Below are 14,090 nucleotides of genomic sequence, written 5' to 3' on the forward strand. Positions count from 1 at the left end.
GAGACGAAGCCCCTGCCGGCGCCGTCAGCGCCGGCCCAGTGCGGCGGTGAAGCTGCGGCCATGGGCGTGATGGGTCGTGACGTCGAGGCGAGTGCCACCGGGGACGCGGCGGACGTGGACGCCGTCATCGGCCGAGAGGGCCCGCAAGGCCGGTCCGTGGACCGTGACCGAGACCGTGCTCCGCCGATTCGTGGGATCGGACACGGCGATCGAGCACGTTCCGTCGGGAGCCCGGCGAAGCATCACAGACGCCGGCCCGTCGATGGTGAGGCGTTCGACGCGGTGCCTGCCGGGGGCGAAGGAGTTGGCGGCGACCAACCCCAGGCGGGTGTGCGTGACAGCCTGCAGGCGGACGGTGTTGGCCAGTACGGAGAGCGGGCCGTGGGCGTAGGCGGCCAACTGCCGGGCCGAGGCGTTCGGCACGAGGACGTGCGCCATCGCGGCCGGCCGCTCCTCGGCGGCCTGCTCGTAGGAGAGCGTGAAGACCTGCTTGGTGACCGGGGTGTCGGGATTGGCCAGCCGCACGAGGCGCCGGCTGCGGGTGATTGTGTCGAGTGCGACAGCCGGTCGCGGGCCGGACAGGAAGACGTACCCGATCGCCGTCCCCTGTTCGGTATCGGCATAGCGCAGCCAGGCCAGCGGCGCGATTCCGGTGCCTTGCCAGGGCGTTCCGTCACGGAGTCTCCCGGTGAGGGCGACGGGTGCGGAGGGAGCGGCGACACGGCTGTCGACGGTGGTGGTCACCGCGCGGTCCGCGAGTCCGGCCACTCCCGCGGCGAGGACGACTATCTCGTCGTCGAGCATGAACCACGACTTGGTGGCACGGGCTCCCCGGTAGGCGACGAAGTCGTCGGGCAGTTCACCCGCCTGCTGGGCGGTGTACGCCGCATCGTCGGACTGGACGAGACCGGCCACACCGTAGGGGCCCAGACGGGCGCCGCCGGAGAAGGCGTTGCCGCCGCGGGGGAAGTAGACGTAGGCGTTCTGCGACTCGGACGATGCGGTGAATCCGCGCTCGGGGTTGTCGTACCAGAGCGTGCCGTAGAGCTCGGGGACGGTGCGGCGCGCCTCCACGGGAGCAGTGACGCCCGCCAGTCGGTACGGGGAGACGGCCGTGAAGTAGTCGATGCCGAACGACTGCCGTTGGTCCTGACCGGAGAGATAGAGGTAGTGCGCGCCGTCGCCCTGGAACCACGGCATCAGGTTCTCGCCGCTCATGTACTCGTACTTGCTGATGCGCGCGGAACTGCGGGTCAGGGCGAACGCGTAGCCGGGCCGCCGGTGGACGGTCCTGTCCATCGCGTTGAACGCGGTATGCGAGGCGGCTGGACCGAGATCCCTCGCGGGCGATGTGGACTTCAGGATGTCGGCGTAGCGGGCGATGCTGACGGGGGAGACGAAGGAGGCCGGGTCGAGGCCGGCCTTCGAGGTCTGCCCGACGTACTTGACGTAGCCCTCGAGCGCCTCGGTGTCACTGCCGGTGGTGTACGAGGCGAGGTCGACGACGGCCTCCACGACGGCGGCGACGTCCGCGTACCCCGTGCCGGTCCGTGAGACCGCGCGGCCCTTGACGATCTCCATCATCCAGCCTTCGAAGATCAGCGGGGCGAAGGCGTCGGTCACCCAGCCCCGTACGACACCGACGAGGCTGTCGCCGGGAACGTAGCCGGTTCCTTCGAGGATCTTTATCGTCTGGACGATGCGGGTGAGCAGGCCCTTTCCGTAGGAGCCCGTGTACGCGACGGAGCCGTGCTGGACGAAGGAACCGTCGGCGTAGAAACCGTCGGTGACACCGTGCTGCGGGTTGTACGGGTCGATCGTCGCGAAGACGGTCAGCTGGTCGGCGATGGCCTTCCCTATGCGGACCTCGTCGCCGAGAACGGCACCCTGGAGGATCCTGTTCGTGGTGATGTCGGCGAGATTGGCGCCGGTGTGGAACCGCGAGTCCAGATCGACGTCGCCGTCCTTGCCGTTGCGGAGGTAGGCGTCCATGGAGGACACGTAGGTCGCGGCGAGCTCGGGCCGGTACGCCGCGAGCTCGTCGCGCAGGAGGACGAGGGTCTTGCTGACGTGGGCGGAGATTCCGATCTCCCAGTGGAACCAGTTGCCGTAGTAGCCCTTCGACTGATCGCCGTAGTACGCGTCGTGGAGGTGGACCAGGCCGTCGATGACCCGTCGCCGGACCGCGCTGTTGTCGCGGAGGTCCGAGGCGCCGGTACCCGGCAGAACGGTGGCGAGGGCGATTTCGTACAGGTACTGGAAGGACAGGCTCAGGTTGGGGTCGCTGGTGCCGAGCGGGACGCCCGCGAAGAGCTCGCCCTGTCCGGCGCTGTCCATCGCGGCGAGCCTGGTGCGAGCTGTCGCCTGCAGGGCAGCGAGTTTCGGTGCGACCTCGGGGCGGGCGTTGGCTTCGGCGGTGCCGGCGAAGATCGCAACGGTGTTACGGACCAGGGCGTCATGATCGGCCACCGTGCGGCCGGACGCGTCCGGCTCGCGCAGGACCGCCGCCCGGGCTTGAAGCGTCTGTGCCATGGCCAGCAGGGTCACCGCCGGGATCATGGAAAGCACGGAACGACGCGAGAACTCCACCTGAACGCTCCAAAGTCCGGCCGGAAAGCGCTTGTCCTCAGCCAAGCAACGGGTTCTCACCCATGTCAACGGGCCGGACGGAGGGTTCGCCGGGGGAGTCGTGCTGTCACGGCGGCGCGGGCCGGAGGTATGGGCGGAAACCCGCCGATCGTCGTCCACCGGCTTCTCCGCCTCCATCGGCCGGCCCGTTGCCGGGCGGGAAACGCCCCGCGTCGGCCGGAGCGACCCGGTGCTTCGCATGCCCGGCGTGGGTTGGCCCGTCACGGTGCGCGAAACGGACCTCAGCCGTTCCGCCGCACCGACTCGGTGAACGCCACTCGTCCGCGCGGGAGGGCTTGTGCCGAGTCCGGCGAGATCCGTCGCGTCGACGGGGCCGTGGATACCCTGGCCACATGCTGATCATGAACACGGAAGACGATGCGCAACTGGCCCTGGCGGCAGCACGGGCAGGAGCTGCCGTGGTCCGCGACATGTACGGCGAATCCCTGGAGCGGTTCGCCAAGTCCGACGGAGACTTCGCGACAGGCGCCGACCTCGCGGCGGAGAAAGCGATCCTCGGCATCCTGAGAACCGCCCGACCCCATGACGCCGTGACAGGAGAGGAGAGCGGGCACAGCGGCGCCGACGGAGCGGAGCGCAGATGGCTCGTCGACCCGTTGTGCGGGACGCTGAACTACGCCGTACACACCATGCTGGCCTCGGTGAACGTGGCCCTGCGGGTGGGGCCCCACATCACCGTGTCCGCGGCAGCCGACCCGTTCAGCGGTGAGGTCTTCTGGACCGACGGCAAGCGCGCCCGTCTCCGAAGGGACGATGTCGACGAAGAACTCGCACCCTCGGCCGCGTCCCGGCTGGTCGACGTCAACCTCGACCCGCCCTTCCCCAACGCACCGGACTTCCGGGCCGCACTCCTCCTCGCCGCCCCAGGGTTCACCGACCACTTCCGGCCCCGCGTCGTCTCCACCACCCTGGCCGTGGCTTGGGTCGCCGCCGGCCGAAGAGCTGCCTACGTCACCGATGGCGACCTGCGCGACTCCGTGCATTTCGCCGCCGGTATCGCCCTGTGCGAAGCCGCCGGGTGCGTGGTGACCGGCATTCACGGCCAACCACTGCACACCGGCGCAGGCGGACTGATTGCGGCGGCCGACCAGCGGACCCACACCACGTTGCTGGAGATGGTCCGGAACCAGGTTGCGGCTTCCCCGACCGCTACGGGCTGACGCTTCGGCAACCGCCATCGAGAGCCGGTGTCGTCCACGGAGGGGATCGCGGGCGCCCGTTCTTCGATGAGCCGCCGTCCTGGTACGGAGGGGACGCCGAACCGGGCGCGGACATGTGGGCCACCCCGGACGAGTCGCGCGACAGGGTCGTGGGGCTGTACCGCCGGGCCTGGGAGCACGCGGGCACCACGATCGCCACGCTCGGTCTCGATGCTGTCGGCCGCGTCCCGTGGTGGCCGGAGGAGCGAAGCGGCGTGACGCTGCACCACGTGCTGGTACGCGTGCTCGGCGACACCCAGCGGCACGCCGGGCACGCCGATACCGTCAGGGAACTCATCGATGGGGCCGTCGGGATGGCGAAGGGGAACGACAGCATGCCGCCCGGTGATCAGTCGTCGTGGGAGAGCTGCCGCGGTCGGCTGGAGCGTGCCGCGCAGGACGCAGGCCGCGGCCGATCCCTCCGCCGATGCCGGGGTGGGCGCGTCCGGGTCGACGTGCGGGGGAGTTGCGCGGACAGGTACGGCCCCGCTCGTGTCCAGGCGGACACCTCGGGGCCCGTGCGAACTCTGCGCTCTGCCGCCTGAGCACCGATCCCGCGTGCCGCCCGTATCCCGCACTTCCTTACGCGACATGGGCGAGGCCGGGACGCGTCGCGATCGCCCTGGCCCGCGACGGCCCCTGGTTTCAGGAGCGTGCGGGATCCGGCTGCCGACCGACGGGGCCGGTTCGCTGCTCGTGTGTTGGCCGAGCCTTCATCACCTCGACACCAGGTGGTGTTCGGTCCGTGTGCCGCGGGATTCAACATGGTTGCGATGGGCATGTCAATCGTAGCCGCGTGACCCCCGACACGCGTCGACCAGGAGGCAGCAGTGAAGAGCAGAGCACGAGTCCGCAGGGTGTCACTCGTGGTGGGCAGCGCCCTGGCCATGGTCATCGCGTCCTCCGGCAGCGCGTACGCCGCCCCGCCCGGTGCTCTGCCGCTCAACGCCGATGGATTGGAGCAGTCGTTCCAGCCTGCCTACGACTACGACACGGACGGCTGCTACCCCACTCCGGCCATCGGGCCGGACGGTGCCATAGCCCCTGGACTCAACACCACCGGGGCCGTCAACGGAAGTTGCCGTGACGCCTCGGACCTGGACAACACCAACGGGTACGCCCGCTACAAGTGCAACAACGGCTGGTGCGCGATCATCTACGGGCTCTACTTCGAGAAGGACCAGGCCGTGGCCGGCAGCGGGCTCGGCGGGCACCGGCACGACTGGGAGCATGTCGTGGTGTGGGTGCAGAACAACGAGGCCCGCTACGTATCCACGTCCGCTCACGGCAACTTCGACGTCTACAGCCGCGATCAGATCCGGTGGGACGGAACGCATCCCAAGATCGTGTACCACAAGGACGGGGTGAGCACGCACTGCTTCCGTCCCGCGAATTCCAACGACGAGCCGCCCGAGAACCACTATCACGGATGGCAGTTCCCCAGGCTCGTCGGCTGGAACGGCTACCCGGCGGGTCTGCGGGACAAGCTGACGCAGGCCAACTTCGGAAGCGCCGTCTTCGGGCTCAAGGACGGCAACTTCAACCCTCACCTCGAGAAGGCCAAGCCGGCCGGTATCCCGTTCGACCCGCACGCCTGACGAGCCGTTCGGTGCCGGGAGGCGGGCGTGCGGCCGGGAAGTCCGCACGCCCGCCTCGCCCGCCCTGCGGTCCGGCAGGTTTTGCCGGGTGATGTCCGTGTCATCCGTTTCGCGTACACCGGATTCGCGCCTGTGCGACGGCCGTTCACATGTCGGAGCGTGCGCGATGTCTTGACGTGCCCCTGGCGTAATGGCTTTATGGGAGCGCTCCCACCTTCTTGGCTGATGTTTCCTGGCGCTCACCCTCTGGAGTCGTGATGAGAACAACTGGACGTACGAAACGTAAGAGCCCGGTCACCGTTGTGCTGACGGCTCTGGCCGCCTTACTCGGACTCGTCGTCGTAGGGGCCCCGGGCCCGGCCGCCGCCCAGGCCCGCGAAGCCGGCGCGCTCGCCACCGGTCTCCATATCGGCGACGGCCGCCTGCTCGAGGCCAACGGCAACGACTTCGTCATGCGCGGCGTCAACCACGCCCACACCTGGTACCCCGGCGAGACGCAGTCTCTGGCCGACATCAAGGCCACGGGCGCCAACACGGTCCGCGTGGTTCTCTCCGACGGACACCGCTGGAGCAAGAACAGCCCCGCGGACGTGGCGAGCATCGTCGACCAGTGCAAGACGAACCGTCTCATCTGTGTGCTCGAGGTGCACGACACCACCGGTTACGGCGAGGACGCGGCGGCCGGAACGCTCGACCACGCCGCTGACTACTGGCTCGGCCTGCAGAGCGTACTCACCGGTGAAGAGAACTACGTCATCATCAACATCGGCAACGAGCCCTGGGGCAACACCAATCCCGAGGGCTGGACCGCGCCCACCATCTCCGCCGTCAAGAAGCTGCGCACCGCGGGGTTCGGGCACACGATCATGGTGGACGCGCCGAACTGGGGCCAGGACTGGCAGGGCGTCATGCGCGCCAACGCCCAGACCGTCTACGACGCCGACCCCACCGGCAACCTGATCTTCTCGATCCACATGTACAGCGTCTACAACACCGCCGACAAGGTCACCGACTACCTGAACGCGTTCGTGGACGCCGGCCTGCCGATCCTGATCGGCGAGTTCGGGGGCCCCGCCGACCAGTACGGCGACCCGGACGAGAACACCATGATGGCCACCGCCCAACAGCTCAAGCTCGGCTACCTGGCTTGGTCCTGGAGCGGTAACACCGACCCGATCCTCGACCTGACGATCGACTTCGACCCCACCCGGCTCAGCTCCTGGGGCGAGCGCATCTTCAACGGCGTCAACGGAATCGCCCAGACGTCCCGGGAGGCCACCGTCTTCGGCGGCGGCGAACCGGGCGACACCGAGGCACCCCGAGCCCCCGGCACGCCGACCGCCTCGGCCGTGACGGCCACCTCCGCCACCCTCAGCTGGACCGCCGCCACCGACAACGTCGGCGTCGCCGGCTACGACGTCGTCCGCATCAGCGGCGGATCCGAGACCACGGTCGCCGCCTCCTCCACCAACAGCGTCACGGTGAGCGGCCTCACCGCCGAGACGTCGTACACCTTCGCCGTCTACGCCCGCGACGCGGCCGGGAACCGTTCGGCCCGCTCGGCGACGGTGGCTGTCGTCACCGACAAGGGCACCGGCACACCCGGAGCGGCCTGCTCCGTCGGCTACCGAGTGGTCGGTGACTGGCCCGGCGGCTTCCAGGGCGAGATCATCATCCGTAACACCGCCACCACCGCGATCAACGGCTGGACACTGGGCTTCTCCTTCGCCGACGGCCAGAAGGTGAGCCACGCCTGGGGCGGGTCCTTCACGCAGAACGGCGGCGCGGTGACGGTGGTCCCCGCCTCGTACACCTCCGCCATACCCGCCGGCGGTTCGGTCACCGTCGGCTTCAACGGCACCCGGGGCGCGACCAACACCGCCCCGACCGGGTTCACCCTGAGCGGGACCGCCTGCGCCACCGCTTGATCAGGGGTCCCGACCAACGGCTGACCGGCGTGGCGCACCCTGCCCGCGCCGGTCAGTACGCCGTGGCGGGTGAGGCCGCGGACACACCGTCCTGCGGGCCGTCGCGAGGTGCTCCCCGGGACGCCCTCGCCTCAGCCGGGCGACAGGCCGTGTCCGCTCCTCGTGAGCAGTGTCGCCAGGAGGTCGGCGAATTCGGTGACCCGGTCCGGTCGAGGCCCGGTGCGGGCCCCGCGGAATCCGTGGCGCCGACCCCAGAACGCGGCCTGGACGGCATGGAACTGAGCCCATCGCCGGACGCGTACGCGATCGAGCTCCGCTGCCTCGGCGAAGGCATCCAGAGCGCGGTGGACGGACCGGCCCAGGTCGTCCGCTCCGAGCATCGTCAGTGCGCGCGATTTGAGCAGCGTGCCGCCGTCGTAGGCGGGATCTCCCGCGTACCCCTTCGGATCGACCGCCAGCCACGGCTCACGGTCGGCGCGCAGGATGTTGCCGCCGTGCAGGTCGCCGTGGACGAGGGTGTCGGGCTGGACCCGGCCCAGTTCCCGGACGGTCGCCACTGCCGCGTCGACCACGTGGGGCGACAGCGCGTGCGTCAGCTCCTCGGCATCCCGGCGCAGCTGCTCCTCCCAGGATTCGGCCTGCTCCCGCAGCCGCGGCAGGCCGGGCGGCGCGGGGACCGCCAGCCGACGGTTGATCCTTCCGGCGACCGTCACCACCTCGTCGTCGTCCTCGACCTCCGCAAGTGTCGACGCCCGGACCCGCTCCAGCAGCATGGCGAAGGACTCGTCGTGCCGCTCGTGCAGCAGTACGGCTCCGCGCCCGCCCCACGCCGCGAACGCGTCCGGCTCGTGGACGTTTCCGGGGTGGGGGAAGGACACCTTCAGCACGGCGGTCCCGCCGTCCCGCCGCAGTACGGGAACGATGATCCCGACGCCTCCGTGCATCACTTCGCCGTCCGGCACGCAGTCCCAGCGTGCCAGCAACTCGTCGACGACGGTGGGCAGGACGGCGAGCCATGCCGCCCCGGCATCTCCCTCGCGCGCGAGGGTGCTCCGCGAGAACGCCTCTGGTGTCCCGATCATCCAGGCACCCTACGCGCCCGGTCGGCACTCGGATCCGGTACGCCCGGACGACCGGTGCCTCTGCTGGGAGGACATGTCCCTCCCTCTGCCTGGGTGGCGTTCCCCAGCTGCGATGTGGCCGCGACCGTTCGGGCGACAGAGGCGTGCGGGCGACCGTAATGGTTCATGTGTTCGAATGCGGGGTAAGGTGGAGGCATGTCAGCGCACCAGGTCCAGGGGTCCCTGTTCGATCAGAGTGAGGACGTGTGTCTACGTCCGCTGGACGGGCTGCGCAGGACCGCACTCGGAGACGGCGCCTGGATCGCCCTGCTGCCCGGCTGGCTGAGTGGCGCCGACATCCTGTTCGAACAGCTGGCCACCGATGTGCCGTGGAAGGCCGAGCGCCGGCAGATGTACGAGCGGCTCGTCGACGTTCCGCGCCTGCTCGCCTTCTACCGCTCGGGCGAACCGCTGCCGCACCCCGTGCTCGACGAAGCACGCCAGGCCCTGTCCACGCACTACACCGCCGAGCTCGGTGAACCCTTCACGACGGCCGGCCTGTGCCACTACCGCGACGGGCGCGACAGTGTGGCCTGGCACGGTGACCGCATCGGCCGGGGTGCGAGCGAGGACACGATGGTCGCCATCCTGTCCGTGGGAGCGCCCCGCGACCTGCTGCTGCGCCCGCGCCGCGGCGGTCCTGTCGTCCGACGCCCTCTCGGGCACGGCGATCTGATCGTGATGGGCGGTTCCTGCCAGCGGACCTGGGAGCACTCCGTCCCCAAAACCACGCGGGCCGCGGGAGGGCGTATCAGCATCCAGTTCCGGCCCCACGGGGTGCAGTGAACGGGAAGGCGCCGGGCCCCGGCGGCCGCTCGGTCGGCCCCGACGTCCGCCACGACGACTTCTTCGCCCCGGAACCCGCCGACCCTGCGGCCCGCGTCACTGCCGGCAGGGAAGCAGCCGGCTTCTTCCTGCATCGCCTGAGCTGACCCCGCGGGAAACGAGGCCTCCACCACTGTCCGACGCACGTCCTGCTGACGGGGCGGCCTCCACCACCCGGGCCCGAGCAGCGGCTGCCTCGCCAGTAGCCTTGCGAAATGACCATGCACAAGACCGTCGGCGCGAGCGTCGACGCGATGATCGAGGACCTCAGGACACTCGTGGAGATCGAGTCCCCGTCGCGCGATGCCGACGCCCTGCGGGACTCGGCCAAAGCTGTCGCAGCCGTCCTCGAAAGCCGCCTCGGTGGACATGCCGTCCTGGTCGAGAGCGCTGCGGGGCCCCACGTCCACTGGTCGGCCGGTGGCGATCCGAAGGTCCTGATCCTGGGTCACCACGACACGGTGTTTCCGCTCGGCACCCTTGAACGCCGCCCGTTCACGGTCCAGGACGGCCGTGCGACCGGGCCCGGGGTCTTTGACATGCTGGGCGGTCTGGTGCAGGCCGTCCACGGCGTGGCGACGCTCGACGACCGGTCAGGCGTCGAGATCCTCGTGACCGCCGACGAAGAGGTCGGCTCGCGCTCCTCCCGAGCCCTGATCGAGGAACGAGCCCTCGCTTGCGGCGCCGTCCTCGTCGTCGAAGGCGCCGCCGACGGGGGAGGCCTGAAGACCGGGCGCAAGGGCTGCGGCACTTTCCAGATCTCTGTGACGGGCCGGGCGTCGCATGCGGGCCTTGAGCCCGCAGCCGGAGTCAACGCCCTGATCGAGGCAGCACATCAGGTGCTGGACATCGCAGCGCTGAGCCGACCCGACATCGGCACGACAGTCACCCCGACCGTCGCCTCCGCAGGAACCCTGGACAACGTCGTTCCCGCCGAGGCGACCGTCATCGTCGACGTGCGGGTCGAGTCGGCCGATGAGAAGGAACGCATCGAGTCCGCGTTCGCGGCGCTGTCTGCGCATCTCGACGAGGCGGAGATCTCGGTCCAGGGAGCTGTCGGTCGTCCCCCGATGCCCGAGTCGACATCGACCGAACTCTTCGCGGTGGCGCAGCGGCTCCTTCCCGGCATCGAAGGCAAGTCGGTCGGCGGCGGAAGCGACGGCAACTTCACCTCCGCACTGGGGGTACCGACACTCGATGGCCTCGGTGCGGTGGGGGGTGGCGCCCACGCGGACCACGAGTACCTGGTGATCGCCGCCATGACGGAGCGGGCGAACCTTGTTGCCGGACTGGTGAACGCGATTCAGAACACCTAGGAGAACTGAACGGGTGCGGGTGCACGGCCGGCGAACGTTCCACGGGCCACCTCACGTGCCGGAAAGCTCCCGGGCCCGGCGAGCCACGGATGCCGGACGGCGGCAAAGAGCGCGAAGTCGCTTCGTCACGGGGTCCTCGTTCCTATGATCGATTCTGTCTCCCGGACGCCCGGGAGGTCGACAGGAGGAGGGGCCGTGTCGGAGATATCAAGACGCAAGCTGCTGGGGTACTCGGGGACTGCCGCGGCGGGGGCCGTGTTCGCGTCCACAGCGGCGGCCGAGGCCGCGGAGACGGACGAGGCGACGGCGACGGTCGAGTTCATGGACGGAACCGAGTTCCGGGCGGACGCGAGTATGGCCGAGAGTGACCTGATGATGGACATGAGCTTCAAGGTGCGCGTCGACAAGCCGAACGGCTATCCGTCCGCTCAGGACATCACGCCCCTGGAGGTGGCCCAGGCGCTGTCCGCGCTTGCCGAGTCCAAGGGCTGGCCGCCGCTCACCTTCTACGGCACGCCGCCTCCTGTCGCACTGAACTGACCCTGCGGGACGCCGGGCTGTTGACGAGGGGTACGACCGAGTCCCGGCGGCCCGGCGGAGCCCGAGGGGCTGATGTCGGCCCTGGGGCCCGCTTTCGCCGGATGGGCATCGCGAAGCCTGGAAGCTCATTCGGCGACGGCCCGCGGCGAGGAGCGTAGCTGCGCAGCAGAGGCGCTCTTCGCGGGGGGAGCCGATGGGACGGGCCGCCGTCGCCCTTGGAGGGGTATCCGGTTACTCGGTGGCTTCGTCTCAGGGCGAGAAATCGGGGGCGCTCGGGGGTGGGGGTCCGGACAATGGTCATCATGACGCTCCTCCACTCCAACCCACTCTTCACCCGGCTCGCCGATGCCGAACGGATCCTTGTCGCGGGTGCGGGCGGCGGCTTCGACATCTACTCCGGCCTGCCGTTGGCTCTCTCCCTGCTGCATCAAGGCAAGCAGGTACATCTCGCGAACCTTTCATTCAGCGCACTCGCCGGTCTCCCGCTCGAAGACTGGGTCGTTCCTGATCTGGCCGCTGTCACACCCGACTCTGGTTTGCACCAGAGCTATTTCCCGGAACGGACCCTCGCGCAGTGGCTGCGTCTGCACGGCTACGCCTCGACCGTGTACGCCTTCCCCCAGACCGGGGTACGCCCCCTGCGTGCCGCCTACGAGGCGCTGATCGAGTTGCACGATGTCGACGCCGTGGTGCTGGTCGACGGTGGGACGGACATTCTGATGCGCGGCGACGAAGCCGGGCTCGGGACTCCTGAGGAGGACCTCGCCAGCGTGGCGGCGCTCGCAGGTCTGGACGGCATACCGACCCGGCTCGTCGTGTCGGTCGGCTTCGGAGTAGACGCCTACCACGGGGTCAACCACGTGCAGGTATTGGAGAATATCGCCGCTCTGGACCGCGACGGTGCCTACCTCGGCGCGTTCTCGATACCGCGCGCCACCCGTGAGGGCGCCCTCTACCTTGACGCGGTGGCGCACGCGCAGCACCACACCCCGGAGCATCCCAGCATTGTGAACGGTTCGATCGCGGCAGCCGTGCGCGGGTCGTTCGGCGATGTCCGGTTCACCGACCGCACCCGGGGCAGCGAGTTGTTCGTGAATCCGCTGATGTCCCTGTACTTCGCCTTCGACCTCCCGGGCTTGGCGGACCGCTGTCTCTACCTGGATCGCATCGAGGATACGTACCTGATGCGCCAAGTCCATTCGCGGATAGCAGAGTTCCGGGAAACCGTATCGACTCGCCCGCCTCGCCGCTTCCCGCACTAGGCGTGCTGGACGGTCGCCGCGACTGCCGACTCAAGACGAAGTGGTCCGCCGCGCCTTGGGCGACATCGGTCGCATGCCCGACCTCGTCCTCGCCGGATGGGCGTCAGTTCCGCGGTGTCCCCTGGATGATGCGGGCGATGACGGCAGAGGCCTTGTTCCGGCCCCAGAGTGTTTGCCCGCGCCGCACCTCCCCCGTGAGGCGGCTCGACAGAGCATTGGTGACACATGGGCCCATGCCGTAGAGGCTCCGGTTCATGGTGTGGCGGTCGCCAGGCCCGGCTCCGGGGAGCGGGCGGGCCAGGAGGGCCTCGAGGCCGGGACTGCTGGTGTCCCCGGACGCTTTGAACGGGAAGATGTCGTCATGCGCTTTCCTCGTTCCTCGGATCCCGAGCTGCTCGACGTCATCGATCGCTATGTCAATCCCACCATCAACGGCACCGGACGCTATCTCCACCTCCTCCACGGCAACTTCATGCACGACGACGAGGACGAACGCGCACCCTTCCTGCAGTCTCTGCGATCAGCCGCCCGGACGATCACCGACGACGAACTTGAGATCCTCTTGGAGGGCGATTGGCGCTCCCGCCTCACCGCCGCCTGGTTGATCGGCGCGGGCCGCCGTGAGTACTTCCGAGATGTGCTCGGGGACATGCTGCTGGCCAGTCGGCTGTGCTTCTCCGGTCAGGGCTACTGCTTCGCGCTCGCACGCTTCTGCACGGAGGAAGATGCCCTGCACCTGGCGGCCTATTTGGAGCGCTTTCTCCAACGGCCTGACTGCCAGTACGACCAGCTCTGGGCAATCAGTGCGCTCCTCCACATCGACAGCGGAGCGGGAACCGAATACGCCACCCGCTTCCTCACGCCGGGCGGCATGTGGCAGCAGTGGAACGAAGTCCAGTTCAAGCCCTCGGTGCCGAGCCGGTTCATCGATGAGCTGTGCGCGTTGACGGACTGGTCCAGTTAGGGCGCTTCATCCTGGCGGGGGTGTTCGGCAAGGGCTGTCCCGTATCGTGCCGACCACCGATGCGGTGATCCACCGAGGCTGGTGTGGTCATGGCCTCCTGGCCATCGTGCCCGCCCGCTTCGCCAAGGATGGTGCTGCCTCCGCAGCGGGACCCCCTGGTCCTGGCGGGCCGGTTCGGACAAGCTGCTGCACATGAACTGGATGCCTCTGCTCTCCACACTGGCCGGTGCCGTCATCGGCATCTCGGCCACTCTGATCGCGGATCGTAATCGGTGGCAGCGGGAGGGGGTCAGGCAGGCGCTGGAACTACGGCGCGAGGTATACAGCGAGTTCGTTTCCGCCCTCAAGACCGCAGGTGAAGAGATACGCGCTGTCGCCTTGGGTGACCACATGTCCGACTCGGCGCGTGACGTCGCCGTGCGGGAGGCCTTCCGTGGCACCGGTATCTACACAGCGAGTGAGCGCCTCTGGCTTGTGGGTCCGCCCCAGGTCGTGGCGGCAGGTAATGAGGCGTTTCACAGCTGGCGGACGATACGTGACGCCTACGCCCGGGGGATAGCTGTCGGATCCGCCGAGGAAGAACCCCTCATCGCGCAACGGCGCACGGCCATGGCTCAGATGCGTCGCCGCATGCGTGAGGACCTGGGCATCGGTCCCCTCGAGATCGAGTGAGGTGAAGAGTCCACAG

General features: G+C 69.0%; 12 protein-coding genes and 1 pseudogene. 11 read left to right on the forward strand and 2 right to left on the reverse strand.

The annotated features are described in order from the left end of the window. Window positions 1-24: 24 nt before the first annotated feature. Window positions 25-2,589 (reverse strand): polysaccharide lyase family 8 super-sandwich domain-containing protein, encoded by a 2,565-nt coding sequence (locus ACFW9O_RS13665; protein ID WP_384608669.1) that lies wholly within the window; start codon window positions 2,587-2,589, stop codon window positions 25-27. A gap of 392 nt (window positions 2,590-2,981) precedes the next feature. On the opposite strand from ACFW9O_RS13665, the gene ACFW9O_RS13670 reads away from it, so the two are divergent. The 4 genes and pseudogenes from ACFW9O_RS13670 (at window position 2,982) to ACFW9O_RS13685 (ending at window position 7,374) form a co-directional block, all read left to right on the forward strand. Continuing rightward, on the forward strand, window positions 2,982-3,809 hold the full coding sequence (locus ACFW9O_RS13670) for an inositol monophosphatase family protein (RefSeq protein WP_384608671.1): 828 nt from the start codon (window positions 2,982-2,984) through the stop codon (window positions 3,807-3,809). Window positions 3,810-3,847: 38 nt separating this feature from the next. Further along, window positions 3,848-4,258 (forward strand): annotated as a pseudogene (locus ACFW9O_RS13675) (DUF664 domain-containing protein); the annotation flags it as partial. Window positions 4,259-4,735: 477 nt separating this feature from the next. Further along, window positions 4,736-5,446, forward strand: coding sequence for an NPP1 family protein (locus ACFW9O_RS13680; RefSeq protein WP_384608926.1), 711 nt, complete (start codon window positions 4,736-4,738; stop codon window positions 5,444-5,446). A 257-nt stretch (window positions 5,447-5,703) separates the two neighbouring features. Further along, on the forward strand, window positions 5,704-7,374 hold the full coding sequence (locus ACFW9O_RS13685; protein WP_384608674.1) for a cellulase family glycosylhydrolase: 1,671 nt from the start codon (window positions 5,704-5,706) through the stop codon (window positions 7,372-7,374). A gap of 131 nt (window positions 7,375-7,505) precedes the next feature. On the opposite strand, the gene ACFW9O_RS13690 is transcribed toward ACFW9O_RS13685, so the two are convergent. Beyond that, complete coding sequence (locus tag ACFW9O_RS13690; protein ID WP_384608676.1) at window positions 7,506-8,456, reverse strand: aminoglycoside phosphotransferase family protein; 951 nt, start codon at window positions 8,454-8,456, stop codon at window positions 7,506-7,508. A 195-nt stretch (window positions 8,457-8,651) separates the two neighbouring features. Here ACFW9O_RS13690 and ACFW9O_RS13695 point away from each other — a divergent pair, with 195 nt between their 5' ends. From ACFW9O_RS13695 to ACFW9O_RS13725, 7 genes are all read left to right on the forward strand, one after another. Beyond that, window positions 8,652-9,281 carry an alpha-ketoglutarate-dependent dioxygenase AlkB gene (locus ACFW9O_RS13695; RefSeq protein WP_384608678.1) on the forward strand — a complete coding sequence of 210 codons (630 nt, stop codon included), beginning with the start codon at window positions 8,652-8,654 and terminating at the stop codon, window positions 9,279-9,281. Beyond that, window positions 9,278-9,427, forward strand: a complete 150-nt coding sequence (locus ACFW9O_RS13700) for a hypothetical protein (protein WP_384608680.1) — start codon at window positions 9,278-9,280, stop codon at window positions 9,425-9,427. Before ACFW9O_RS13695 ends, ACFW9O_RS13700 begins: the two co-directional genes overlap by 4 nt. Before the next feature lie 108 nt (window positions 9,428-9,535). Then, entirely contained in the window at window positions 9,536-10,636 is a 1,101-nt protein-coding gene (locus ACFW9O_RS13705) for a M20 family metallopeptidase (protein WP_384608683.1), read from the forward strand. 195 nt (window positions 10,637-10,831) lie between these two features. Then, window positions 10,832-11,176 carry a hypothetical protein gene (locus ACFW9O_RS13710; RefSeq protein ID WP_384608686.1) on the forward strand — a complete coding sequence of 115 codons (345 nt, stop codon included), beginning with the start codon at window positions 10,832-10,834 and terminating at the stop codon, window positions 11,174-11,176. Window positions 11,177-11,478: 302 nt separating this feature from the next. Beyond that, the gene (locus ACFW9O_RS13715; protein ID WP_384608689.1) at window positions 11,479-12,438 is read left to right on the forward strand and encodes a DUF1152 domain-containing protein; all 960 of its coding nucleotides are present in this window, start codon (window positions 11,479-11,481) and stop codon (window positions 12,436-12,438) included. A 259-nt stretch (window positions 12,439-12,697) separates the two neighbouring features. After that, entirely contained in the window at window positions 12,698-13,402 is a 705-nt protein-coding gene (locus ACFW9O_RS13720) for a DUF6000 family protein (protein WP_384608692.1), read from the forward strand. A gap of 192 nt (window positions 13,403-13,594) precedes the next feature. After that, the gene (locus ACFW9O_RS13725) at window positions 13,595-14,074 is read left to right on the forward strand and encodes a hypothetical protein (RefSeq protein WP_351168219.1); all 480 of its coding nucleotides are present in this window, start codon (window positions 13,595-13,597) and stop codon (window positions 14,072-14,074) included. Window positions 14,075-14,090: the final 16 nt, after the last annotated feature.

Origin of the sequence: Streptomyces sp. NPDC059499 (assembly GCF_042749285.1) — a bacterium.
Lineage (GTDB): Bacteria > Actinomycetota > Actinomycetes > Streptomycetales > Streptomycetaceae > Streptomyces.

Excerpts from the sequence above, each read along its gene's own strand:
- ACFW9O_RS13670 (WP_384608671.1), top strand. The coding sequence starts at position 2,982 with ATGCTGATCATGAACACGGAAGACGATGCGCAACTGGCCCTGGCGGCA.
- ACFW9O_RS13680 (WP_384608926.1), top strand. The coding sequence starts at position 4,736 with ATGGTCATCGCGTCCTCCGGCAGCGCGTACGCCGCCCCGCCCGGTGCT.
- ACFW9O_RS13685 (WP_384608674.1), top strand. The coding sequence starts at position 5,704 with ATGAGAACAACTGGACGTACGAAACGTAAGAGCCCGGTCACCGTTGTG.
- ACFW9O_RS13690 (WP_384608676.1), bottom strand. The coding sequence starts at position 8,456 with ATGATCGGGACACCAGAGGCGTTCTCGCGGAGCACCCTCGCGCGCGAG.
- ACFW9O_RS13695 (WP_384608678.1), top strand. The coding sequence starts at position 8,652 with ATGTCAGCGCACCAGGTCCAGGGGTCCCTGTTCGATCAGAGTGAGGAC.
- ACFW9O_RS13705 (WP_384608683.1), top strand. The coding sequence starts at position 9,536 with ATGACCATGCACAAGACCGTCGGCGCGAGCGTCGACGCGATGATCGAG.
- ACFW9O_RS13715 (WP_384608689.1), top strand. The coding sequence starts at position 11,479 with ATGACGCTCCTCCACTCCAACCCACTCTTCACCCGGCTCGCCGATGCC.
- ACFW9O_RS13725 (WP_351168219.1), top strand. The coding sequence starts at position 13,595 with ATGAACTGGATGCCTCTGCTCTCCACACTGGCCGGTGCCGTCATCGGC.